The 23,028-nt window shown below is 67.4% G+C and carries 19 protein-coding genes and 1 pseudogene; 7 read left to right on the top strand and 13 right to left on the bottom strand.

Annotated features, from left to right (window positions below; genetic code table 11):
- Positions 1 to 182: 182 nt before the first annotated feature.
- The 10 genes from MSPGM_RS08420 to MSPGM_RS08375 form a co-directional block, all read right to left on the bottom strand.
- Positions 183 to 860 carry a 2,3-bisphosphoglycerate-dependent phosphoglycerate mutase gene (locus tag MSPGM_RS08420; RefSeq protein WP_410007706.1) on the bottom strand — a complete coding sequence of 226 codons (678 nt, stop codon included), beginning with the start codon at positions 858 to 860 and terminating at the stop codon, positions 183 to 185.
- A gap of 230 nt (positions 861 to 1,090) precedes the next feature.
- Positions 1,091 to 1,480 (bottom strand): GntR family transcriptional regulator, encoded by a 390-nt coding sequence (locus tag MSPGM_RS08415; protein ID WP_261926396.1) that lies wholly within the window; start codon positions 1,478 to 1,480, stop codon positions 1,091 to 1,093.
- Positions 1,481 to 2,092: 612 nt separating this feature from the next.
- Complete coding sequence (locus tag MSPGM_RS08410) at positions 2,093 to 6,739, bottom strand: PAS domain S-box protein (RefSeq protein WP_261926294.1); 4,647 nt, start codon at positions 6,737 to 6,739, stop codon at positions 2,093 to 2,095.
- The gene (locus MSPGM_RS08405) at positions 6,736 to 6,945 is read right to left on the bottom strand and encodes a type II toxin-antitoxin system ParD family antitoxin (RefSeq protein WP_261926293.1); all 210 of its coding nucleotides are present in this window, start codon (positions 6,943 to 6,945) and stop codon (positions 6,736 to 6,738) included. Before MSPGM_RS08405 ends, MSPGM_RS08410 begins: the two co-directional genes overlap by 4 nt.
- 410 nt (positions 6,946 to 7,355) lie before the next feature.
- A complete protein-coding gene (cax, locus tag MSPGM_RS08400; RefSeq protein ID WP_261926292.1) occupies positions 7,356 to 8,423 on the bottom strand; it encodes a calcium/proton exchanger in 1,068 nt (355 codons plus the stop codon).
- 87 nt (positions 8,424 to 8,510) lie between these two features.
- A complete protein-coding gene (locus tag MSPGM_RS08395; RefSeq protein WP_261926291.1) occupies positions 8,511 to 9,764 on the bottom strand; it encodes a cation:proton antiporter in 1,254 nt (417 codons plus the stop codon).
- A 55-nt stretch (positions 9,765 to 9,819) separates the two neighbouring features.
- Positions 9,820 to 10,887 (bottom strand): endonuclease/exonuclease/phosphatase family protein, encoded by a 1,068-nt coding sequence (locus MSPGM_RS08390; RefSeq protein WP_261926290.1) that lies wholly within the window; start codon positions 10,885 to 10,887, stop codon positions 9,820 to 9,822.
- Positions 10,884 to 11,420 (bottom strand): DUF421 domain-containing protein, encoded by a 537-nt coding sequence (locus tag MSPGM_RS08385; protein ID WP_261926289.1) that lies wholly within the window; start codon positions 11,418 to 11,420, stop codon positions 10,884 to 10,886. Before MSPGM_RS08385 ends, MSPGM_RS08390 begins: the two co-directional genes overlap by 4 nt.
- Before the next feature lie 95 nt (positions 11,421 to 11,515).
- A complete protein-coding gene (locus MSPGM_RS08380; protein WP_261926288.1) occupies positions 11,516 to 11,770 on the bottom strand; it encodes a hypothetical protein in 255 nt (84 codons plus the stop codon).
- Between the two features lie 274 nt (positions 11,771 to 12,044).
- Positions 12,045 to 12,596, bottom strand: a complete 552-nt coding sequence (locus MSPGM_RS08375; RefSeq protein WP_410007705.1) for a fasciclin domain-containing protein — start codon at positions 12,594 to 12,596, stop codon at positions 12,045 to 12,047.
- Positions 12,597 to 12,993: 397 nt separating this feature from the next.
- Between MSPGM_RS08375 and MSPGM_RS08370 the strand changes: the two genes are divergently transcribed.
- The 5 genes from MSPGM_RS08370 to MSPGM_RS08350 all read left to right on the top strand — a co-directional run bounded on the left by MSPGM_RS08370 (position 12,994) and on the right by MSPGM_RS08350 (position 16,439).
- Entirely contained in the window at positions 12,994 to 13,452 is a 459-nt protein-coding gene (locus MSPGM_RS08370) for a PRC-barrel domain-containing protein (protein WP_244537392.1), read from the top strand.
- Between the two features lie 26 nt (positions 13,453 to 13,478).
- Positions 13,479 to 13,730 carry a hypothetical protein gene (locus MSPGM_RS08365; RefSeq protein WP_261926286.1) on the top strand — a complete coding sequence of 84 codons (252 nt, stop codon included), beginning with the start codon at positions 13,479 to 13,481 and terminating at the stop codon, positions 13,728 to 13,730.
- Between the two features lie 107 nt (positions 13,731 to 13,837).
- Complete coding sequence (locus tag MSPGM_RS08360) at positions 13,838 to 14,815, top strand: mechanosensitive ion channel family protein (RefSeq protein ID WP_261926285.1); 978 nt, start codon at positions 13,838 to 13,840, stop codon at positions 14,813 to 14,815.
- Positions 14,812 to 16,110, top strand: a complete 1,299-nt coding sequence (locus MSPGM_RS08355) for a DUF2254 domain-containing protein (RefSeq protein ID WP_261926284.1) — start codon at positions 14,812 to 14,814, stop codon at positions 16,108 to 16,110. Before MSPGM_RS08360 ends, MSPGM_RS08355 begins: the two co-directional genes overlap by 4 nt.
- 77 nt (positions 16,111 to 16,187) lie before the next feature.
- On the top strand, positions 16,188 to 16,439 hold the full coding sequence (locus tag MSPGM_RS08350) for a hypothetical protein (protein ID WP_261926283.1): 252 nt from the start codon (positions 16,188 to 16,190) through the stop codon (positions 16,437 to 16,439).
- Positions 16,440 to 16,550: 111 nt separating this feature from the next.
- Here MSPGM_RS08350 and MSPGM_RS08345 read toward each other — a convergent pair whose 3' ends face one another.
- The gene (locus tag MSPGM_RS08345; RefSeq protein ID WP_261926282.1) at positions 16,551 to 17,939 is read right to left on the bottom strand and encodes an SLC13 family permease; all 1,389 of its coding nucleotides are present in this window, start codon (positions 17,937 to 17,939) and stop codon (positions 16,551 to 16,553) included.
- Entirely contained in the window at positions 17,936 to 18,370 is a 435-nt protein-coding gene (locus tag MSPGM_RS08340) for a glycerate kinase (RefSeq protein WP_261926281.1), read from the bottom strand. Before MSPGM_RS08340 ends, MSPGM_RS08345 begins: the two co-directional genes overlap by 4 nt.
- Positions 18,371 to 18,713: 343 nt before the next feature.
- Here MSPGM_RS08340 and MSPGM_RS08335 point away from each other — a divergent pair, with 343 nt between their 5' ends.
- The gene (locus MSPGM_RS08335) at positions 18,714 to 19,460 is read left to right on the top strand and encodes a glutaredoxin (RefSeq protein ID WP_261926280.1); all 747 of its coding nucleotides are present in this window, start codon (positions 18,714 to 18,716) and stop codon (positions 19,458 to 19,460) included.
- Positions 19,461 to 19,604: 144 nt separating this feature from the next.
- A pseudogene (locus MSPGM_RS08330) lies at positions 19,605 to 21,514 on the top strand (potassium transporter Kup).
- A gap of 354 nt (positions 21,515 to 21,868) precedes the next feature.
- Here the strand turns inward: MSPGM_RS08330 and MSPGM_RS08325 are convergent.
- Entirely contained in the window at positions 21,869 to 23,023 is a 1,155-nt protein-coding gene (locus MSPGM_RS08325) for a DUF1624 domain-containing protein (RefSeq protein WP_261926279.1), read from the bottom strand.
- Positions 23,024 to 23,028: the final 5 nt, after the last annotated feature.

The following is a 23,028-nucleotide window of genomic DNA, read 5'->3' as shown; positions in this document are numbered from 1 at the left end:
GATCGAGGGTGAGAGAAAAGTTTGGGCACGGACATGGATGGCTCCGATGTGATGCCAGAGAATCCCATGTCCCTTTCATTCACTCCAACGGAATGATCAGATGTTTTCCATCAACGAAATAGATGAAAAGATGGCCCCTTCGCAGCTTGCGGAACCCCATGCTGCGAGGTCGACAGGTGGATTCACGCGTCGATCCAGCGGGCCTTGATCGTCGTGTCCGCGGCAAACTCATAGATCCTAACGGAGCCCGTTGCGAGTTCGAGGTCCTCGACCTCCGCCGGGCTGAGGTCTTCGAGCGCCATCACAAGCGCCCGCAGGCAATTACCGTGGGCGACGACCAGCACGTCCCCGCCCATGACCGCCGGTAGGATGGATCGGAGGTAGCATGGCACGATGCGGGCGACGGTATCGCGCAGGCTCTCGCCGTTCGGCGGCGCCTCGGCGTAGGAGCGGCGCCAGGTCTCGATCCGCACCGCCCCCCAGCGCGCATCGGCGGTAGTCTTGTCGACCCCGCTGAGGTCGCCGTAGTCTCGCTCGTCGAGCGCAGCGAAGCGTTGGGGAATCAATCCGGGTTGCCCGAGCGCATCGAGGATAAGCCGGCCGCTCACGACGGCCCGCGTCAGCGTCGAGGTGAAAGCAACAGAAAAGCGCCAGCGGCGCTCGGCCAAACGCCGGCCGGCTGCCTCCGCTTCCATCCGGCCCTGCTCGGTCAAGGGCGAGTCCAGCAATCCCGTGAACAGGCCGGATCGGTTGGCTACGCTCTGGCCATGCCGGACCAGCACGAGACGTCGCGTGACCGGGGCTTTGCAATCGTGAATCACGCTGTCTCCCGAGGCAGAGCACTTTCGCGCCGGTTGCATCGCCTCTGATGGAGTCGGCATCCGGCTCTAACGAAATTCGACCCTGAGATGATTTGGACCGACCGTCCGGAGACGGCGATTCATCCTTGGTCCGCTTTAGAACGTCTTGCGACTGAAAGCAGCCAAGCTGCTTGCCACCCTATCCGGTCATTCCGCATCCGACCCGATCTCGACATACAAGTTTACCAGCGACATCGCCCAAAGCGGACGACAAGACCTTTACGCCTTGCCTACAGGTGCTTCAGGCCGAAGCTGTCCAGTAACGGGAGAAGTTCGTCCCGCGCCCTGGAACGGTGGCGATAGGCTTGTTCCTGGGCTGCTGCGACATCGCCCATGCGGATCGCCTCGATGATTCGTTCGTGTTCCGCCACGGAAGCCCCAAGCTCGCCGCGAAGCTTGAGCGTCAACATGCGAGCGCGGTGTGCCTGGTCGGTGATCGTCTGATTGATACGGATCATACGACCGTTGCAGGCCCGTTCTACGAGCGTTCGATGGAAACAATCATCCGCACGGCCCCAGGCCGCGAGATCGCCCGCTTCCCTTGCTTCGGTCATGCTGCGGGTATGCTCGGAAAGCTGGGGCGAAATGGCAATCCGCTCCAGGTCCGCCATCTCGGCAATCAGTGCCGCTGCAGGTTACGCGACTCTATCAGAGGCGGAGCTCGACGCCTTGAGTAACACGGCCGTCGCGCTCCTAGCCCACAACGCTGGACCAGCTGGCGTATCGGTCCCGCAAGAGCGTCTGATCAGTCTTGTCGATCACGTGCTGTTGGTCTTGCTGACGAGAGCCCGTGCCGCGGATTAGGTAATTTCAACGAAACGCTGCAGCCTTTCGCGTTCGTGGCCTCGGACCTGCGGGTCGGCGATCCAACCAGTCCCGTAGCGCCATCTGTTTCATCGAGCAGCCTGAAAGTGGACCTTCTTAGGGGCTGCAATGGGTCGTGAGCATGCGCGCCGGCGGTGTCTGCTCCTGCCAACTCCCACCCGGAAGCGGACCGGCAGAAATCCACCCTGAGCACTCCTCCCGCAACCGACCCAACCCGGCCGCCCGGACTAACGTCAGCGCTTCTCCAAAGCGGTCGCTCGTCAGCCCTCCATCAACTTCGGCACGGGTTCGTAAGCAAACACGTCCCTTCGCCCATACCCTTCCAGAAGAAATCCGCATCACCGGGTCAGGTAGACCTATGCGGCGATCATCAACCTTCGAGCGGACCCTTTCGGTCGTCGCCTTCGTCAAGGTGTGCGGATCAGATCCTTGATCCGCGAGGCCAGGGCGTCCATCGCGAAAGGCTTGGTCAGCACCTGCATGCTGGGGTCCAGATGCCCGTTGGTGATGACGCTGTTCTCCGCGTAGCCCGTGATGAACAGCACCTTCAGGTTGGGACGCCGTTCACGGCCTGCGTCGGCCATCTGGCGGCCGTTCATCCCACCCGGCAGGCCTACGTCCGTGACCAGAAGGTCGATGCGCACGTCGGACTGGAGCACCTTCAACCCCGCGACGCTGTCGCCCGCCTCGATGGCGGTGTAGCCGAGATCCTCAAGCACCTCGGTGACCAGCATGCGCACCGACGGCTCGTCGTCCACGATGAGCACCGTCTCGCCCTGCTCGGCGCGCGAGGCCTCGTCGATCTTCTGCGCGAGACCCTCCTCGTCGGTCTCCCCGTAGTGACGCGGCAGGTACAGGCATATGGTCGAGCCCTCCCCGACCTCGGAGTAGATCCGCACCTGCCCGCCCGACTGCTTCGCGAAGCCGTAGACCATGGATAGGCCGAGGCCCGTGCCCTGGCCGAGCGGCTTGGTTGTGAAGAACGGCTCGAACACCTTCGCGATGAGGCTCGGCGACATGCCGGTTCCGGTGTCGGTCACGCAGACGCTGAGGTACTGGCCCGGTGCCATGTCGTGCTGGCGCGCTCCGTTCTCGTCGAGCCACTTGTTCGCCGTCTCGATGGTGATGCGCCCGCCGTCCGGCATCGCGTCGCGGGCGTTGATGCAGAGGTTCAGGAGCGCGTTCTCAAGCTGGCCTGGATCGATCAGTGCGGGCCAGATCCCTGCCGCTCCGACCACCTCCATATGGATCGCCGGTCCCACCGTGCGTCGGACGAGTTCCTCCATGCCGGTGATGAGCCGGTTGACGTTCGTAGGCTTCGGATCGAGCGTCTGGCGGCGCGAGAACGCGAGCAGGCGATGGGTCAGCGCTGCGGCCCGCTTGGCCGCCCCCTGCGCCACCGTCATGTAGCGGTCGACGTCCGTGAACCGCCCCTGGTCGATGCGCTTCTGCATCAACTCCAGCGAGCCGGAGATCCCCGCCAGCAGGTTGTTGAAGTCGTGCGCCAGCCCTCCGGTGAGCTGGCCCACCGCCTCCATCTTCTGACTCTGGCGAAGTGCGTCCTCGGCTCGACGAAGCTCGGTGATGTCGGTCGCCTCCGGCATGATCTCGACGACGCGGCCGTCGGCGTCCCGCACGGGATGCATCCCGAAGTCGTAGATGCGGGTCTCGCCGTTCGGCATCACGAGGGGCAGTTCGGTCCGGATGCTCTGCCCGGAGCGGGCCGCTCCTGCCGCATCCTGCACGGCCTCGACCATGCCCGGCGTCCCGGCGAACCAGGGGGTCATCCAGAAGGGCTTGCCGACGACATCCTCCAACTCCGCACCGATGGCCTCCAACGAAGCGGGGTTCGCCTCCAGGAGGGTGCCGTCGAGTTGCATGATGCCCATGAGCTGACTGGTCAGGTCGAACACGACCCGCTGGCGCGCCTGCGAAGCACGGAGGGTTTCCCCTTGAGCGGCCATCTCCCGGGCCTGCATCGCCAGCTCGGCCGCCTGCGCCTTCTGCTCGGTGATGTGCCGGCCGCTCGCGTAGATCAGGTCGCCTTCCGGAGCGGCCACCCACGAGATCCAGCGGAAACCCCCGTCCTTGTGGCGGTACCGGTTCTCGACGACCGGCAGGCTCCGGGAGCGGGCATGCCGGAGCGCGCGGTCGGTCACGCCTTCGTCGTCCGGGATGACGAACTCGAACAGGGGTCTTCCGGTCACGTCGGCGGATGTCCAGCCGAGGATCGCAGTGAAGGCCGGATTGACGGCCCGGAAGACGCCCGCGCCGTCGATGATGACCTGGATGTCCTGCGTGTTGCTCCAGAGCCGGTCGCGTTCCTGCGTGCGCTCCTGGACCTGCTGTTCGAGCGTGTCGTTCAACCGGCGGAGCGCTTCCTCCATGCCCTTGCGGTCGTTGATGTCGCTGAAGAAGATCGCGACGCGGTGGTCGGCCGGGTCGCCGACGCGCAGGGCACGCACGTCGTACCAGCGTTCGAACACGTCCGCTTTGTTCTCGAAATGCGCCGGCTCGCCCGTGAGCGCGACATGCCCGTAGGTGTCGAACCAGTGCCGCTCCAGGTTCGGGGCGAACTCGCTGACCCAGAGACCTGCGACCTTGGCGCCGGTCTGTCGTTCGAAGGCCGGGTTGGCCTCCACGATGCGGTAGTCGACCGCCCGGTCCGCATCGTCGAACTTCATCTCAACGATGCAAAATCCAACGTCGATGCTCTCGAACAGGGTTCGATAGCGCGTCTCGCTCTCCCGGAGCTGCATCGCGACCGAGCGCCGGGCGATCTCGACCTCGGTGCGGTCCATCACCCGGCGGGCGAAGGCCAACTCCTCGGCGGTCCACTCCTGGGCACGGTCACGATGCAGGCAGAACACCACCTTGAGATGTCCGCCCTCCATCAATGGCAGGTTGGCCAGGGACCCGATGTCGAGCGCACGGAAGCTATCGAGTTGTCCAGCGGTGCGGGGGTCGACGGTCACGTCCCCAACCGAGACGTTCTCGCCACGCCGAAGTGCGTCGATGTAGGTGCCGTAGTCGGCGAAGCTGTGGCTTCCGGCCGCGCTGCGCTGACCGGACGCCAGCCAGTCTTGTGCGATCACGATGTGCTGGCCCGGCTCGTCCACGGCACCGTAGGCGGCGCGTGAGAGGCTCAGTGCGAGGCCGACCGTTTCGGCCGCCGCGAGGGCCATCGCCTGGGGCGAGTCCAGCGTGCGCAGCCGCTCGGCAAGCTCGGTCAGCATGGCCTCCATGCGGCGCTGCCCGATGTCGATCAACACGCCCGGGAAGGTCAGGGCCACGCCGTCCGGGGCGAGATCGACGCGCCCGTTCGCCTCGATCCAATGGTAGCGTCCGTCGGCGCGGCGCACGCGATACTGGTGGGCGTAGGCGCCACCCCGCGCGATCACCTCCTCGATGGCGGCGGTCAACCCCGCCTGATCGTCGGGGTGCACCGTCGCCACGATCTGGGCGAGGGGGATGCCTGTCCGTCCGAGCATGGGATCGAGGCCGAAGGAGCGGGCGAAGCCCTCGTCGACGGTGAAGCGGTCGGAGGGTATGTCCCAGTGCCACGTGCCGATGATGGCGCCGGCAGCCAGCGCGAGTTGCACGCGCTCTCCGTTCCCCCGCGCCAGCGCCTCGCTCACGCCCAGGGCGTCCTCGACCAGTCGACGCTCGGTGATGTCGACGATGAGCATCGCCACGCGGTCGTCGCCGGCCGGGAAAAGATGCGCGTCGTACCAGCGGCCGAGCGGTGCCGCCTCGCCCTCGAACCGGACCGCCTGCTTCGTCCGGACGACCTGCCCGTAGACATCGTGCCAGTGCTGCTCGATGCCGGGTGCGATCTCGTTGGCCCAGCGCCCTACGACGTCCGTCAGGCCGGTGTGCTTCTCGAACGCCGGGTTGACCACCAGGACGCGGTGATCGACCGCTCGTCCGTCCCCGTCGAAGCTGACTTCGCAGATGCAGAAGCCGGCGTCGATGTTGTCGAACAGGGTCCGATAACGCACCTCGCTCTCGCGCTGGGCCTTCTCGCCGTCCAGCCGCTCGTAGACCGCCGACATGAGGCGGGCGAGCGTCTCGAAGAAGGCGAGCGCGTCGGCGTCGAACGCGGGCACCTGGGTCGAGGCGAAGGAGATCACGCCGCGCAGGCTGCCGCGGCTCATGATCGGGAAGCCGGCGTAGGCATTCAAACCGATGCCGCGGGCGGTCTGGTAGGCGGGTTCCTCGCTGCTCTGGACGTCGGTGAGCAATAGCGGCCGACCCTGCTCGGCAACGATGCCGCAGAGCGGTGCCCCGTAAGGCATCCGCCGCAGGAATGCCTGCACCTCCGTGGTCGCGTTGAGCGAGTGGGTGAGGCGTAGGTGCCGTCCGTCCTCCCAGACGTCGTAGATGTAGCTGCGGTCGAACCCGAGGGTGCCCGCATTCGCGGACAGGATGGGATCGAGTACGGCGGCGGGATCGGTGGCGGTCAGCAGGGCGTGCGAGGCCTTGGCCAGGACCTCGATGCGCCGGGCCTGCCGCAACTCGGTCCGTTGACGTTCCAGGACCACGTCACGGCCTTCGACGGCGCGACGCATCTCCAGTTGGTTCGCCACCTGGCGACCGAGCGCCCTGAGGTCGTCGGCCTGCTCCGAGGTCAATCCGCCGGGCCGGGGTACGGTGTCGATGACGCACAACGAGCCCAGTACGTGTCCTTCGAGGGTACGGAGGGGCGCGCCCGCATAGAAGCGGATGTGCGGCTCGCCCGTGACCAGCGGGTTGGCCACGGTCCGCGGATCGGTGGTCAGGTCCGGGATGACGAGAAGGTCGGGCTCGGCGAGGGCGAACTTGCACACCGAACTGTCGAGGTCGGTCTCGCAATGGGGGAAGCCGACGCGGGCCTTGAACCACTGCCGTTCGGCGGCGACGAGGCTGACGAGGGCGACCGGCGTCGCGCAGAGCCGCGTTGCGAGACGCACGACATCGTCGAAGCCCTGCTCGGGTGGGGTGTCGAGGAGGTCATGGGCGGCGAGCGCGGCGAGGCGCGCCGGGTCGGTTACCGCCTGAGGGTTGGCGGTCACGATGACTCGACCGACGCATGCCCGGTCTTCGAACCGTCTCCGCCGGGCCGGGGCATGAGAATGGCGCCCTCGCGGTCGATCATTTGCCGCAGGGCCGCGCGCACGACCTCGCTCGCGCTGGCGTAGCGCCCCGATGCGACCTGAGTTCGAAGGTAGGTTTCCAACCCCAGGGTCAAGGAGACGCAACGCGTTGATGTGCTGGACATGACACCACGTGGCACGGTCGACCGGGGCTATCAACCCTTGCTAAGCGTGACCGGCGGCACGTTTTCGCTACGGCTTCCGCCCTCGAAGCGGACAGGCAGACCGCTGGGGGTCGGGAGCGCGCGGCGCGGGGACGTCCGCTTCTTACGGCCGTTGTCCAGAAGCGGATTGGCGGAGGACCACCCTGAGCCGCCCTTCGGTCAGCCATCCCACGCGGTCGTGCTCATGCATACGAGTGGCGCCCGAAAGCGCGCACATCCAAAACCATTACCTTGGCAGCAGGGCGCCCATCTCAGCTGTTTGGCGGGGCTTGCCGACATCTCCGAAGCGGACAACGGATCCGGTGGGGTCGTAGGTCGTGCCCAGGGCTCGCCAGCGGAAGGTATGGGGGTGGCTCGATGCCGGAAACGTGTCAGGCCGGGCTCGCGAAGAAGAAGGCCAGGCCGAACAGGACGTAGACCCCGAGCAGAAGGAGCCCCTCGAACCAGGTTGTCTCGCCGTCCCGGGCGATGGCGTTGACGATGAAGGCGGTACTGGCAATCGCGAAGAGGTGCAGCGGGTTCGAGAACACCAGCGTCATCGGGTGGCCGAGCGCCCACGAGATGATGACTAAGAGCGGCGCCAGCACCAGCGCCACTTGGATGGCCGAGCCGATGCAGATGTTGAGGACGAGCCCCATGCGGTCCTCGTGCGCGAACCAAGCCGCCGCGAACAGGTCGCCGGCCGTGCCGACCAGGGCCAGCACGATCACGCCCAGGAACATCGGCGAGAGATGCAGGGCACCGGCGGCCTGGGTGATCGTTCCCGACAGCATCTCGGACTCGAACGCGATGGCGACCGTCGCGGCGACGAGGACACCGATGGCGAACGGCAGGCTCCAGTCGGCCTCGCCGCTGCCCTTGTCGTTCGAGAACACGTCGCGGTGGGTGACGAGGGTAAAGGCGAGGTTGGCGAGGTAGAGCAGCAGCAGCACGACGGAGACGCCGAGGCTGACCTCCTCGTCGGTGACGCCGAGCGAGGCCGCTTGACCCGACATGCGCCCGCTGGCGTCGAACACGGCCGGCAGCAGCAGGGCGATGACGACGAGGATCAGCAGGGTCGACAGCAGCCCGGCCCGCTCAGGGTTGAACTTCTGCCGCTCCCGGGTCGCCCCGCCGACGATGATGGCGAGGCCGAGCCCGAACAGGCTGGTCCCCATGATCGAGCCGGCGATCTGCGCCTGCACCACCGCGGCCTCGCCGCGCATGAGCACGAACAGGGCGAGGACGAGTTCGGCGATGCTGCCGAAGCTGACGGTCAGCAGCCCGCCGATTGCAGGCCCGACCCGGTCGGCGAGCTGGTCGGTGGCGCGCCGGACCCACTCCGCCAGCACGGCGATGGCGAGCGCGCTAGAGGCGAACACCAGGAGCGGCGATGCCCCGACGAGGTACTTCAACGCCGCCGAGATCGGGATGAGGACGAGGAGGACGGTGAAGACCATGCGGGGTTTCGGAATCCGATGAGGGGTTTCGCCTGGTGGTGACGCACCGTCCCGCCGAAGGGGGACGATCTGCGCGGTCGAGGACGCTCAGCCTTCGCGCAGCGTCCGCCGCGCCACCATCCCGAGGGTCGAGCCCTGGACGATGATGGTGAACAGCACCACCGCGTAGGTCGCCGCCAGGATCGCGGGCTTGGCGTCGCTCTCGGGGATCGAGAGCGCCAGCGCCACCGAGATGCCGCCGCGCACGCCCGCCCAGGTCAGGAACGGCACGTTGCCGAGGCAGAGGTTGCCGCCCCAACGGAACAGCAGGACGGGTGCCGACACCGCGAAGAGGCGGGCGACGAGCACGATGGGAACGGCGCAGGCGGCGAGCGTCAGCCCGGCGACCTGGAAGCGCAGGACGAGGACCTCCAATCCGATCAGCAGGAACAGGACGGAGTTCAGCACCTCGTCGATTAGGGTCCAGAGAGCCGAGACGTACTTCTGGGTGTTGTCGCTCATCGCGTAGCGCGGGGCGCGCTCGCCGATCAGCAAGCCGGCTGCGACCACGGCCAGCGGCCCGCTGGCCCCGAGCTTCTGGGCGAGCGCGTAGGTGCCGGTGACGAGGGCCAGGGTGATCAGCACCTCCACCGGGAAATCGTCGATGGCCCGCATCGCCCGATAGGCGAGGTAGCCCGTCACCACCCCCAAGACCAAGCCGCCACCAGCCTCGTGGAGTAGGAGCGTCGCTATCCCGCCGGCGCTCATCGCCTCGCCGCTCGCCCCCGCGGCGTAGGCGACGAGGACGGTGAACAAGACGATGCCGATGCCGTCGTTGAACAGGGCCTCGCCCTGCATCTCGATTTCGAGGGCTTCGGGCACGTTCACGTTCTTGAGCGTGGCCAGGACCGCTACGGGATCCGTCGGGCTGATGAGCGCACCGAACACCAGTGCCCAGGCGAACGGCACCGGACTGCCGAGGGCCTGCGCCGCGGCCCAAAAGGCACCCCCGACCAGCGCGGTCGAGATCAGGGTCCCGAGGAGAGCCAGGGTCGCCACCGACAAGGCTCGGTCGCGCAGCAGCCGAAGGTCGAGGCTCATGGCGCCGGCGAACAACAGGAAAGCCAGCATGCCGTTCATCACCACGGCGGTGAAGTCGACCTGATCGAGCACCCGCGTCAGATCCGCGTAGAGGTGCTGCCTCGGGAAGGCGAGGTCGACGAGCACCAGCGCGAGCGAGGCCAGCAACCCCATCACCAGCAGGCCGATGGTGTGCGGCATCCGCAGGAAGCGACGATTGAGGAAACCGAAGGCCGCCGACAGCGTCAGCAGCATCGCGGCGAGGTCGAAGATCGAGATCACTGGTATCTCCCGTCCGCGCCGTTGCTGCCGGCGAGAGGCTGTTCGCTAAGTACGCTCATCGTGTTTGCAAGCGTTCGGTCGCCCCTGCGGCCGCGAGCACCGCGTTGGCGGTCTCGATATCGTCGGCGTCCTGCGGCAAGGGCGTCCTGGGGTGTTCCCCGACCTGGAGGCACAGGCGCACGAGGTATGGGAAATGATCCGAGCCGAAGGCGTCGAGGCGCTCGACGGCCAGCGTCGCAAAACCTCCCTCGTGGAAGACGTGGTCCAAAGGCCAGCGCAGCCAGGATGAATGCGCGTTCCAGGTCGCGACGTAGCCGTAGCCGCGACGTGGGTCGATCAGGCCGGACAGCCTGGCCATCCGCTCCACCGCGATCTCCCAAGGCGTGGCGTTGAGGTCGCCGGCGAGGACGCCCGGCTCGACCCGGTCGCGCAGTACCGCGGCAGCCGCGTAGAGTTGGGCGTCCCGTCCGCGAGCCGATTGCCATGGCTGCGGCGGCTTCGGGTGGACGCCGACGAAATCGACGACTTCGCCCGTGCGCATAGTGACGCCGGTGACGACGGCTGGGGTGTCCTGCCCAGCGAGGTGGCGGATCCCGCCGTTCACCAGGGGCAGCCGGGAGTAGAGATGAATGCCGTAGTACGACCCCGTGATCCGTTGCAGGACATGGGGCATCGATTCCTGCACGGGCTTCAGGGCCGCGTCCCACCACGCATCCGTCTCCATCGCGAGGAAGAGGTCGGGCTCTTCCCGCCCGACGGCTTCGACCAGGGGCTGGGCGTGGCGATTTCCGAGCTGCACATTGGCCACCATCACCGAGAGGCGGCGTTCGACCGGACATTCGTCGGCCTGCGTGCCGCCCGTGGGTCGGTACGGCCATAGGATCCAGACGTTGACCGCCAGCGCCAGGGACACCAACGCGAGAGCCGCGAGGGTCAATCTTGGCGCTCTCCGGGTAAAGGGCAGGAGCGCGAGACCGACCGCGACCGAGCCGGCGGCGAAGGGCAGGCGTGGGAAATCGAGCAGGCGGACCCACCACCACTCGGTCCGGATCAACGGGACGAGGCTCGCGGCCGAAAGGGCCAGAGCGACGATGACGAGCGCGTAGCGAACGAGGGACCTCACCGGCTGCCCGGCATCGGTCGGCTGACGACGGGCGACGGGACCCCGGTCAAACCGTCGGCGCGTTCGGATAGCGACTTGAGCACGCTGATCGAGCCATCGGTCTCAAGCACGACGGCAGCCGCCTGCGAAAGGTCGTCCAGTCCCTCCGAGCGTAGGGCCGAGAGCACGTCGTCCCGCGTCAGGCGCTGACGACGCATCGCACCCTCGATCAGGTCTCCCCTGTGGGCGAGCAACGTCGGCTCGGCCTTGACCAGCGACCTGATCCGCGCAGAGCGGACGCTCGACCAGGTGATCAGGTACTGCAGACCGATGAGAGTCGCGAGGGCGAGGACCCCTTCCAACAACGCCACCGACTTGGTCAAGACGATGGAGGACAGCGTCGAGCCGAGTGCCACGGTCACGACGAGGTCGAAGGCGTTCAGCTTGGTGAGGGTGCGCTTGCCCGAAATCCTAAGGAACAGGATCAGGGCAACGTAGGCCAGCGGCCCGACGACGATGACCCTGACCAGGCCGGACCAGGTATCGAAGAACATTGTGGGCGACCTCCGGGAATGTTCCCCGGAGGGATGGGTTTCGACATGCGGGCTTCCGAATGGGGAAGCCCGCGAATTATGCGGTCAGCCGAGGGTCAACGCATGTCCTTGGGCAGATGCTTGATTGGGTCCGTCTTGCCGCCATGGCCCTTGCCCTGAACCGAGCCCTCGGACTGCATAACGTCGGTCGAGGACTGGATCGCGCTCGGCGGCGCGACCTGGCCGTTGCCGTCGTGACGCGCCTTCCCGGAGCCTTTGACCGTCGACGTTCCGGGGGGCAGGGTTCCGAGCGTCGGCTGGTCGATGGAGCTGGCGGCGGATTGCGCGGCCGCGGGACCGGCGAGCGACATGCCTACGACGAGCAGGCAGGATCCGGCAATGCGTGTGGCGACGCGACCGGAGGCGCACCGGGAGGGATCAGGCGTATTCATGGGAAAGGTCCTGTCGGATGCACGAGCATCGAGGGTCCTGACCTGAAGCCTCCACCGTCCCCGTTGGTTCCTGTCCGGGGCCCGACGGCGCCGACCGACGACGGCGTCCAGGGCGGCGGGTCCGCCCTTCCGCAGGTCGTCGCCGAAGCCGGCCCGCACCCATGTCAGAGGGAGGGCCGGCCGAAATGTCGGGTTACTTCGGCATCAGGACGCTGTCGATGACGTGCACGACGCCGTTCGACTGGTTGACGTCCGCCTGCTCGACGAAGGCGCCCCCGCCCTTCTGGTCAATCAGCGCCAACCGGTCACCGTCCATCTTCACGGTCAGCACCTGGCCCTCGACGGTCTTCAGGTTCGCGGCTTCGCCGCCCATCTTCGCCTTGGCCATCAGCTCCTTGGCGTCGAGCTTGCCCGGCACGACGTGGTAGGTGAGCACGGCGGTCAGCGTCTTCTTCATGTCGGGCTTCAGAAGCGAGTCGACTGTTCCGGCCGGCAGCTTCTTGAAGGCCGCGTTCGTCGGCGCGAACACCGTGAACGGGCCCTTGCCGCTGAGCGTGTCGGCAAGCCCGGCGGCCTTCACGGCGGCGACCAGGGTCGTGAGGTTGCTGGCCTTTGAGGCGTTCTCGACGATGGTCTTGTCGGCCATCATCGGGGCGCCGCCGACCATGGGGGCGGTCTCGGCGAAGGCCGGCCCCGCGAAGGCCAGGCCGGAGGCGAGAAGGGCGGCGCTCAGGGTGGTCCGCATCATCAAAAAGTCCTGTCGACGTTATCAAGGCTCGATCATCGAGGCTCGTGCCGTCAATACGGGCGGGACTTGGTCGGAGTTTCAAAAAATATTATGATCAATCCATGAAGTTTCCATCATAAGATTAGGATTGAGGCCGGCTCATATCTAGGGCCATGCACACGCAGTTAGGTTCTATAGGCGGCGATCCTAAGCCGTGGCTATTTTTAAGCTCATTCATACACGCAAACTGCCAACCGCACTTTTGCCGGCCCGGGTTTTTTCTGAACGTTTCCTGAACGCGGGCGTTAAGCGTCCGAACGGTGCAGCCTGGGAGGGCGAGCTGGGAGGGCGAGAGCCTGGCCCCTTCGACGGGCGATCCGCGCTGCACCCACGAAGCCTCACCTCGGAGACAGACTTGTCCTATCGCACGATCACCGTCGCCCTCGCGCTCGCCTGCCTTTCTGTCCCGGCGCTCGCCCAGACGACGCCCACGACCCCGGCTCCCGGCACCGCGATGCCCGCATCCTCCGATATGGGGATGAAGATGGCCGACACCGCCACGGTGAAGCTCAAGTACGTGACCGTGAAGCCCGCCGACGTCATGTCGTCCAAGCTCGTCGGCACCACCGTCTACAACAACAAGAACGAGAACGTCGGCGAGGTCGAGGACCTCGTGATCGAGAACGGCAAGACGGTGACCGGCGTCGTCGTCAGCGTCGGCGGCTTCCTCGGCATGGGCGAGAGCTACGTCGTGCTGGATCCCTCGACGTTGGCCATCAGCGACAAGGACGGCAAGTGGGCGGTCCACGCCGACACCGACAAGGACACGCTGAAGAACGCGCCGAAGTTCACCTATTCCAAGAAGAAGAGCTGATCCCGCACGACGAAGGAAACACGATCATGAAGCACACCATTTTCGCCTCTGCGCTCCTGGCCGGCCTCGGTCTCGGTGCCTCGACCCTGCCGTCGGCGGCCCTGCCGATGAACGCCTCCGGCCTCACGGCCCCGGCCAACGCCGACCTGATGCAGGTGCGCATGCATCGGCGCCACCGCATGCGCCAGGGTTCGGCCAGCCGCGGCAACGCGGCCATGCCGTCGCGCGGCGCCCGCGGGCAGCAGTACGGCAGCACGACCGGCGGTCCGCGTCGCTGACGCGGCCTCGCATGCCTCCCGAGGGCCGGGTGCCCTCGGGCCGTTGACCAAGCGCCGCCGGGTGGCCTTCCAGCCCCCGGCGGCTTTCTCATGAATCGGTGTCACGCATGATCTTCGCGGAAGCGCTCGGACGCCTGGAAGGGCTCGGCCGCTCGGCGGCGGCCCTCCTGCCCGGGCTCGCCATCGCCCTCGTCCTGTTCGGCCTCGGCCTCCTGGTTGCCCGCGGGGTCCGCGCCGCCGTGCGCCGGGCCGCGGAACTGCGGGAGGCGTCGCCAGGCTCGGCCTCGGTACTCGGGCGGATAGCCGGCGGAATGACCATCCTCGTGTCGTTCCTCATCGCGGCCTCGGTGGCTTTCCCGTCGGTCTCGGCGGCCGACCTGTTCAACCTGCTCGGCATCGGCGGCGTGGCCATCGGCTTCGCCTTCCGGGACGTGCTGCAGAACCTGCTCGCCGGCATCCTGATCCTGCTCACCCGGCCCTTCGTCATCGGCGACCAGATCCGGGCGGGCTCGCATGAGGGAACGGTGGAGGACGTCTGGGTGCGCGCCACCGTGCTGCGCACCTACGACAACCAGCGGGTGCTGATCCCGAACGCCACCCTGTTCGTCGACAAGATCACCGTCATCACGGCCCACGACAAGCGCCGGCTCGCCTTCCCGCTGACCATCGGCAACGGCGACGACATCAAGGAGGCGCGTCGGGTCATCGTCGAGGCCCTGCAGGGCACCGAGGGCATCCTCATCGAACCACCGCCCGAGGCGCTGGTGACCGGGCTCGGTGTGTCCGGCGTCGATATGACGGCCCGGTTCTGGATCGACCCGCCCCGGCGGCGCGATGCGGTGGACGCGCTCGACCACGCCATCTCGAACGTGAAGGAGGCCCTGACCGAGGCCGGCATCGACTTGCCGTACCCGACGAGCCAGGTGCTGTTCCACGACCAGACCGAGGAAGCGGACGGCGACCGGACCAGCCAACGAGAAGGGTGGCCCGCAGGCAAGAGCCCGCCGCGCGCCCGCTGGCAGGTCCTACGTGAGGACCACCAGTCGGTCGGAAGCACCGTCGAACGGAAAGACGAGCGGGCATGAGGGCGCGCATCCGGGCTTGGATCGAGTACCTCGGCGACCTGTTCTGGCTCAGGCCCGCCTTGATCGTCCTCGGCTGCCTCGGGCTGGCCCAGCTCGGGGTCTGGCTGGAGACGGCCCATATCGCCGGCTACGACGCCTCGTCGCCCGACCAGAACTGGGGGTATTCCGGGGGGGCCGAGGGGGCCCGGGCCCTCCTAAGCGCCGTCGCTTCCTCGACCATCGGGGTCGCGGGGACGACCTTCTCCATCACCATCGCGGCCCTGACGCTGGCTTCCGGGCAGATGGGCCCACGGCTGCTGCGCAACTTCACGCGCGACGCCCGCAACCAGATCGTCCTGGGCATCTTCCTCGGCACCTTCGCCTACGCACTGATGGTCCTGCGCACGGTGCGCACGGTGCAGGAGAGCCCGTTCGTCCCGCACCTCGCCATCACCGGGGCCATCGCGCTCGCGCTGCTGTCGCTGGCCACCCTGGTCTGGTTCGTCCACCACATCGCCACGAGCATCAACGTCGAGACGGTGGTCGACGCGGTCCACCGAGATCTCTGCTCGGCGGTGGAGGCGCGCACCCTTGACAGCGCGGGCATGACGCCTCCCGCACACCTGCCCAAGGCCGGCGGGATCACCGTCACCGGCAGCGGCTACCTTCAGGCGGTCGACGAGGACACGCTGGCCGAATGGGCCCACGGGCACGGCGCGACCGTCGCCCTGCGGGTGCGGCCCGGCGACTATGTGCCGAGCGGGTTCCCGGTCGCGTTCCTCTCCGCCGGTATCGAGGATGCAGAGGCGGCCATTACGCGTGCGCTGACCTTCGGCCGGCGTCCGGCCGCCCTGCAGGACCTGGAATACTCGATCCGGCAACTGGTCGAGATCGCGGTGCGGGCGCTCTCGCCGGGCATCAACGACCCGTTCACGGCCGGCAGCGTCGTCGACCATCTCGGCGATGCCCTGTGCCGGGTCGCGTCGCGTCACCTGCCGACCGGCGCCGTCGTCCGGAAGGGCCGGGTCGCGCTTGTCCTGCCGGTGACCGACTACGATGGCCTGTGCGACGCCATGTTCCACTCGATCCGCCAGAACGCCGCCGGCTCGGTGCATGTGCTTGCCCGGATGCTCGACGTGCTTACCCGCGTCGCCGAGGTCGAGCGGCTCACGGACCGGAGCGCCGAGCTGGCCCGTCACGCGGACCTCGTCATCGCCGCGGCCAGGCGCGATGTCGCCGATCCCAATGACCTGGCCGACCTGGAGGCGAGGCATGTCCAATTCGTAGCGATACGTGAGGACGGCCGTCCCGCGTGAGACCGCGAGGCAAACTCCCACCCCGATTCCCGAACTCGCTCCGACGCATGCTTCCTACGGACCCAAAGGACCGATGAATGATCCGTTTTGCCCTCCTGTTCCTGGTCGCCGCATGCCCGACGCTGGCTTCCGCCGCACCCGGTCCTGAGCCGGTGAAGGACCACGGCGTCCGGACCGGTGGGATGGGTGTCGGGACCCGCCCCACCGGCGAGGTCACGCGACCGGGCACCGACATGACGACCGCGGGGTCGGGCGCCGGGGAAGGGAAGCCGGGTGCGAAGGCCGGTGCGGTGGAGTCGAAAGGTGGGGAAACAACCAACCCGCGCTGACCGTGTGCAGGGACCAGCCCGCGCGCGGTCGCATCGTCGCCGGCCGCGGACATCCGTCAGGCCCTGCCGGCCTCGGTCCGCCTTCCTTCGATGGGGAAGGCCGACCCGACGTCACAGGGCCAAGCCGACGTGCGACCAGAACAGATAGTAGGCGGCGAGCATCAGCGCCGCGTAGGCGGGAGCCAGGAGCGCCCCCAGCCTGAGCAGGTCCGTCGAGGTCCAGGCCGGTCGCTCGGCGCCCTGGAAGATCAACAGCGCCTTTGAGGAGACCGGCAGGGTTAGGCAGTAGTCCATCCCGACGTTCGCCAGGAAGGCGACCGCGACCGGGTTGAGGCCGAGCCTGTCCGCCAGGAGCAGAAGCGGGGGCAGCAACGCCACCACCCGCGCGGTATGGGACACCATGTACAGGTGCGCCGTCATGCCGAGCGCCGACAACCCGAGCAGGATCAGGAGGGTCGGGCTGTCACCGTGCAGGCCGCTAGCCGACAGCGCCGAACCGATCAGCCACTTGGCCGCCCCCGTCGAGATCAGCGCGCGGCCGAGCACCAGCGAGGCGGCGATAAACAGGACCAGCGACCAGTTCACGGCCTCCACGCCCTCGTCCCAGTCAAGGACGCCGACGACCGGCATCGTCAGGACCACCGCGCCGACGACCGCCACGGTGGCGATGCCGAAGGGGTGATACCCCTCCGTCAGCCAAAGCCCCAACATGGCGAGCACCACCGCACCCGTGCGCCACTCTTCAGCGGAGAGCGGACCGGACGGAGCCTCGACCTCGGCCATCCGCCGCGACCGCGTCTCGTTGTCGAGGAACAGGCGGCCGATCAGGAAGGTCGTAATGAGGCAGGCGACCAGGCCGAAGGGCAGGCCCCAGAGTATCCATTGCCCGAAGCCGATGCTGTGGTCGGAGAGCCGTTCCAGCAGGTCGACGGTGACGAGGTGCGAGCCGGCGCCGGTAAGGCTGCAGATCGTCGAGATGACGATGAGGGCAGGGATCAGCAGCCCGATGGCCTTGGCCAAGCGCGGGTCGTCGTCGGCCTCGGTCAGGCTGCGATGGAGCGGGAGCAGCACCGTCGCTCGCCCGGAGGTGGAGGGGATCAGGAAGGCCAGTGGGACGATGCCGAGCGTCAGGCGCCACATCAGGCCGCCGACCGTGGTCCCGCGCCCGGCGATCAGGGCAGTGAGCCGTCCGGCAAGCCCGCTCCTCTCCACCGCCGCACCAAGAACAAAGGTGCCGATGACGAGCCACACCACCTTCGAGCCCAGGCCCTCGATCAACGCCCGTTGCTCCACGGCGCGGACTGTCACGAGGAAGACGGCCGCTGCGACGGCGACGTATGCCGCGCTCAGTCCGGTCAGGACCCAGAGGATGGCGGCCCCGCCGAAGGCCAGCAGCGCAGCCCGCGCCGGCCAATTTAGACCCTCCGGCAGAGACACGGCCACGCAGAGTGCTATGAGCGCGCCCGAGGCCGCCAACGTCCGCTTGGGTAGCATGCTCATCCCTGACCGACGCCGGTCCGAGGGTGACCCAGCGCGACGCCCGCCAGGAAGGTCCGCATCACCTGCTCGGCGATGCGCTCAAGCTGGCTTCGGACGTTCCGCATGGCGTCCTTGACCGATTGCGGTCGCCCGAGTGCCGAGAAGTACGCGCAGACGCCCTCACCCAGTACGTCGCCCGAGTGCTCGCCCAGGGTGCCGGCCAATACGATGACGGCCTTGCCCTCGGCAGCACCACGCCTGCCGATCTCGGCAGGGATCTTGCCGCGTGCACTCTTGTAATCCAGCCCTCCCTCCGCGGTGACGATCAGGTCCGCACATTCGACCGCCTCGCCGACCTCGAAGAACGGGAACAGGGGTTTGAAGCGCAACTTCAGCCGGCCGCCGAGCGGGGACGCCGCGACCGTGGCGGCGAGTGTGAGCGAGAGCTTCATAGGGACCGGGTTCCCGAAGGGCGGCGGATGCAATTCGGCGGCGGTGCGGCCGAAGATCCGGGCGGTTGGACCGGCGGAGGATAAGGGACCGATGCCCGCAGCGTTCGAAGGTTCGGAAACACCTGCCCGCACCGGACGTTCCGGGCATCTGGACGCGGGGTGGCTTCGCAGGCGTCGATGACGGCGTCAGGACCTCGATGCGGTCCTTGACCTTGCCACGGTGGGAAACCCCACTTTGGATCATCGATGGTCGTCGCGACGCATGCCGGGAAGCCGACCACCCCCCTCGCGTTACCAGGGCCCGGGCTCCCCGAACCGCGACGCATTCCGAAAGGATTCCGTGATGCTAGACAGGACCCGCAGGGCCACCATCCATCGCATGGTGATGGAGAAGCACGTCTGTCCCTACGGCCTGAAGGCCAAAGACCTGCTGGAACGCGAGGGCTTCCAGGTCGACGACCACTGGCTGACGACCCGTGAGGAGACCGACCGCTTCAAGGCGGAGCAGGGGGTCAAGACGACGCCGCAGACCTTCATCGGAGGTGAGCGCATCGGCGGCTACGACGACCTGCGCCGCCACCTCGGCAAGCCGGTCGCCGATCCGAAGGCGACCAGCTACACGCCCGTGGTCGCCGTCTTCGCGATGACCGCATTGATGGCGCTGGCGGCGAGCTACGCGGCCTTCGGCACGCCGCTGACGGTGCGGGCCGGCGAGTGGTTCATCGCCTTCAGCATGTGTGTCCTGGCGATCCTGAAGCTGCAGGACGTCGAGAGCTTTTCGTCGATGTTCCTGGGCTATGATCTGCTCGCCCGGCGCTGGGTCCGCTATGCCTACGCCTACCCGTTCTGCGAGGCCCTGGCCGGGATCCTGATGGTCGCGGGCGCGCTGAACTGGCTGTCGATCCCGGTGGCCCTGTTCATCGGCACGGTCGGCGCCGTCTCGGTTTTCAAGGCGGTCTACGTCGACAAGCGCGAGATCAAGTGCGCCTGCGTGGGTGGTTCGGGCAACGTTCCCCTTGGCTTCGTCTCGCTGACCGAGAACCTGATGATGGTCGGCATGGCCGTCTGGATGCTGATCGCCGGGCACTGAGCGGAGCATCTCGATGCCCTGGACTTCCGACCAAGCGTTCCGCCGCCGGTGGGACGCGTTTGGCGGCCGCGAACGTTCCATGCATATCGACCGTTGAGCCCTGCCTTGCGAGCTCTCCACGTTCGCGGACGGGGGGAGCCATACATGCCTGTGATCGCGGGGACCGAGTTCGCACCACCCACACCGCCGACGGTCGATGCCGGGCATGCCCCCAAGACGGGGTTCTGGGCGCTGACGCTCGGCTCGGTCGGCGTGGTCTACGGGGACATCGGCACCAGCCCGCTCTACGCGCTCAAGGAGTCCCTGCACGCCGCGGCGGGCGGGGGCACGTGCCCACCCGCGAGATGGTCTTCGGCGTCGTCTCCCTGATCCTTTGGGCGCTCATCCTCATCGTCACGCTGAAGTACGTGCTCCTGGTCATGCGGGCCGACAACGACGGCGAAGGCGGCACCCCATCCCTCGTCGCGTTGGCCCAGCGTGCCTTGGGCCATTCCGGCGGGTTTGTCATCGTGCTGGGCATGATCGGCGTTTCGCTGTTCTTCGGCGACGCCATCATCACGCCGGCTATGTCGGTACTCTCGGCCGTCGAAGGGCTGAAGCTCGTGACGCCGGCCACCGACCCGTACGTCCTGCCCATCAGCCTCGCCATCCTGATCGGGCTGTTCACCCTGCAAAGCCACGGGACGGCACGGGTAGCCACCTTCTTCGGCCCCCTCACGGCGTTCTGGTTCATCGTCATGGTGCTTGGCGGCCTGGGTCATCTCGTCGACGACCCGAGCATCCTGGGCGCGCTCAACCCTGCCCACGGCGTCTCGTTCATCCTGAGCCACGGCACGGCCGGCCTGCTTGCGCTCGGCGCCGTGTTCCTGGCCGTGACCGGGGCGGAGGCGCTCTACGCCGACATGGGCCATTTCGGGCGGTCGCCGATCCGGACGGCTTGGTTCGGGCTGGTGCTGCCGGCGCTCGCCCTGAACTATCTCGGCCAGGGCGCCATGCTGCTCGCCCACCCCGAGCGGGCCGAGAACCCGTTCTTCCTGCTCTATCCGTCCTGGGCCCTGCTGCCGATGGTGCTGCTCGCCACCGTGGCGACGGTCATCGCCAGCCAGGCGGTGATCACCGGTACCTTCTCGATCACCCAGCAGGCGATGCAACTCGGCCTGCTGCCGCGCATGCGGGTCCTGCGCACCTCCGAGACCGAGAAGGGGCAGATCTACATCCCGCGGGTGAACTGGTGGCTGCTCGTCGCGGTCGTGTTCGTCGTGGTGCTGTTCAAGTCGTCGAGTGGCCTGGCGGCCGCCTACGGCATCGCGGTCACCGGCGACATGGTCATCACCGCCTGCCTGCTGTTCGTCGTCGCCTGGAAGGTCTGGCGATGGTCGCCTGCGGTTGCGGCCGCGGTCATCGCGCCGTTCCTGCTCATCGAGTTGGTGTTCCTCTCGGCCAACGCGCTGAAGATCCTGCACGGGGGCTGGGTGCCGCTGACCATCGGCGCCGCCCTCGTCACGGCGATGTGGACCTGGCGGCGGGGATCGGCCCTGATCGTCGCGGAGATCCACCGCCAGCGAGTGCCGCTATCCAAGTTCACGCGCATGGCCGAGGCCGGCTCGATCCAGCGGGTGCCCGGGACGGCCGTGTTCCTGACGGGCACGCCCAACGACACGCCCGGGGCCCTGATGCACAACGTCAAGCACAACCGCGTGCTGCACGCTGGCAACGTCGTCCTGCACGTGGTCACGGAAGACCTGCCGCGGGTGTCCCATGCGGACCGCGTGACCGTCCGTCAGCTCTCCGACGCCTTCTCGTGCGTGACGGTGCGCTTCGGTTTCACCGAGCTGCCCGACCTTCCGCGGGCGTTGGCAACCGCAGGTCTGGATAAGGGCGACCTGTCCTACTTCCTGACGCGGCGGGTGCTGGTAGCCTCTCCCGAGACCGGCATGCCCGTGTGGCAGGATCGGCTTTACATCTCCATGGCTCGCGCGGCCACGGACGCGTCCCGCTACTTCCGCATCCCGGCGGACAGAGCCGTCGAGATCGGCGCCCGGATCGATATCTGATCCCGGGGAGTCCGGGCGTGGTCGAGGACGCTTCCGGTTCCCTGTGAGCGGAGGCGTGCTCGCGACGCGTCAGATCAGGCTATTTCCTTCGCCCTACGCATCTCACGGCTATCCTGGATGACCGGGAGACTTCGGCTCGTAGCCCGTTCGCGCAGACGCACCGCGGTGCTTCTGCAGTCGGCAGGGCCACCTATGTCTGCTTTAGCATAACACGCCACCGAAAGCGGCCAGACTGCTCTCCACCCACGCCGGTCGCAGATGATTGTTTGGCAGGCGGCCAGAAAGCAGACCTTCCGAGTATCGGCAAAGGCTCGACAGCAGCCCCAGCACGGTCAAGCTGACTGGATCAGGGGCCTACAGGTACCTGAGCCAGGCGATGTCGCGTCTCGACGCCTTGAAGCGTGAGAACCAGGCCGTAGGCAGGTAGAGGGGCACGATCAGCCCGATGTACCAAACGAGAACCCACCCGTAATCGCCTACGCCGAACACGGTGCCCTGGGTCGCGCCCCAGGTTGCGAACGCGCCATGGTACAGCAGCCTCAGAACCGTGAGGTGGAGCAGGTAAAAGAACATCGGCGCGCCGCCGAACACCGCCAGCGCCGCGACGAGCGGGCGCTCGCCGATCCGCTCCAACGCCACGAGCAGCAGCGCCCCGGTCCCGAGCGTCAGCAGCAGGAACAGGAGCGAGGGCGGGTATTTCGTCAGCGCGAGGAAGCTCATTGCGGTCCGCAGGGCGCTGTCGTCCACGACGAACCAGGGCTTGTCGCCGTAGCCGTTGGCTAGGCGAAGTAGCACGAAGGCGGCCAGCATCGCGCAGCCGATAGCCGCGAAGCGGCGCTCCCGCGTGCGCGTGGCGAGGCCGGGCAGGAACCACGGGCCGATGGCGTAGCCGAGCACGATGACGCCGATCCACGGCAATACCGGATAGGTTGTCTTGGCGACCAGCCCGAGGGGAAGCGCGATGACGTCGCGCTGGTGCAGCATGGCCCAGACTGGAAACAGCGGCTGGTCGGGCCGGAGCTGGATTGGGTCGAGGAAGTTGTGACCGCACACGATCAGCAGCCCGACCCCTAGGAGAACCGAGCGTGGCAGGCCGACCAGTGCCGCCAAGACGATCATGCACACGCCGATGCACCAGATCACCTGGAGCCAGAGCGTCGGACTGGCCACGCCCCAGTACAGTTCGGAGAGGTAGAACACCTCGAAGGCCATCAGCACGAGGCCGCGCTTCACCAGGTAGGCCCGCGTCTCCGCCAGCGTGTGCCGGGTGGCGAACAGGTACGCGGCCACGCCCGTCAGCACGACGAAGATCGGCGCGCATAGGCTGACCGCGAGGCGGGCCAGAAACAAGGCCGGCAGGGCGGTCCTCGCGTCGACCGGATCGGCGACCGGCACGTGCAGGAACCAGGTCTCGCGCAGGTGGTCGAGGAGCATCAGCACCATCACCAGCCCACGCAGAGCGTCGATTGAGGCGATGCGTCCGGTCGCGGCCGATGCCTCCGTTGACACCCCAA

This window comes from Methylorubrum sp. GM97 (genome assembly GCF_024347855.1).
Lineage (GTDB): Bacteria > Pseudomonadota > Alphaproteobacteria > Rhizobiales > Beijerinckiaceae > Methylobacterium > Methylobacterium extorquens.
This window is presented reverse-complemented; position numbering and strand designations above follow the sequence as displayed.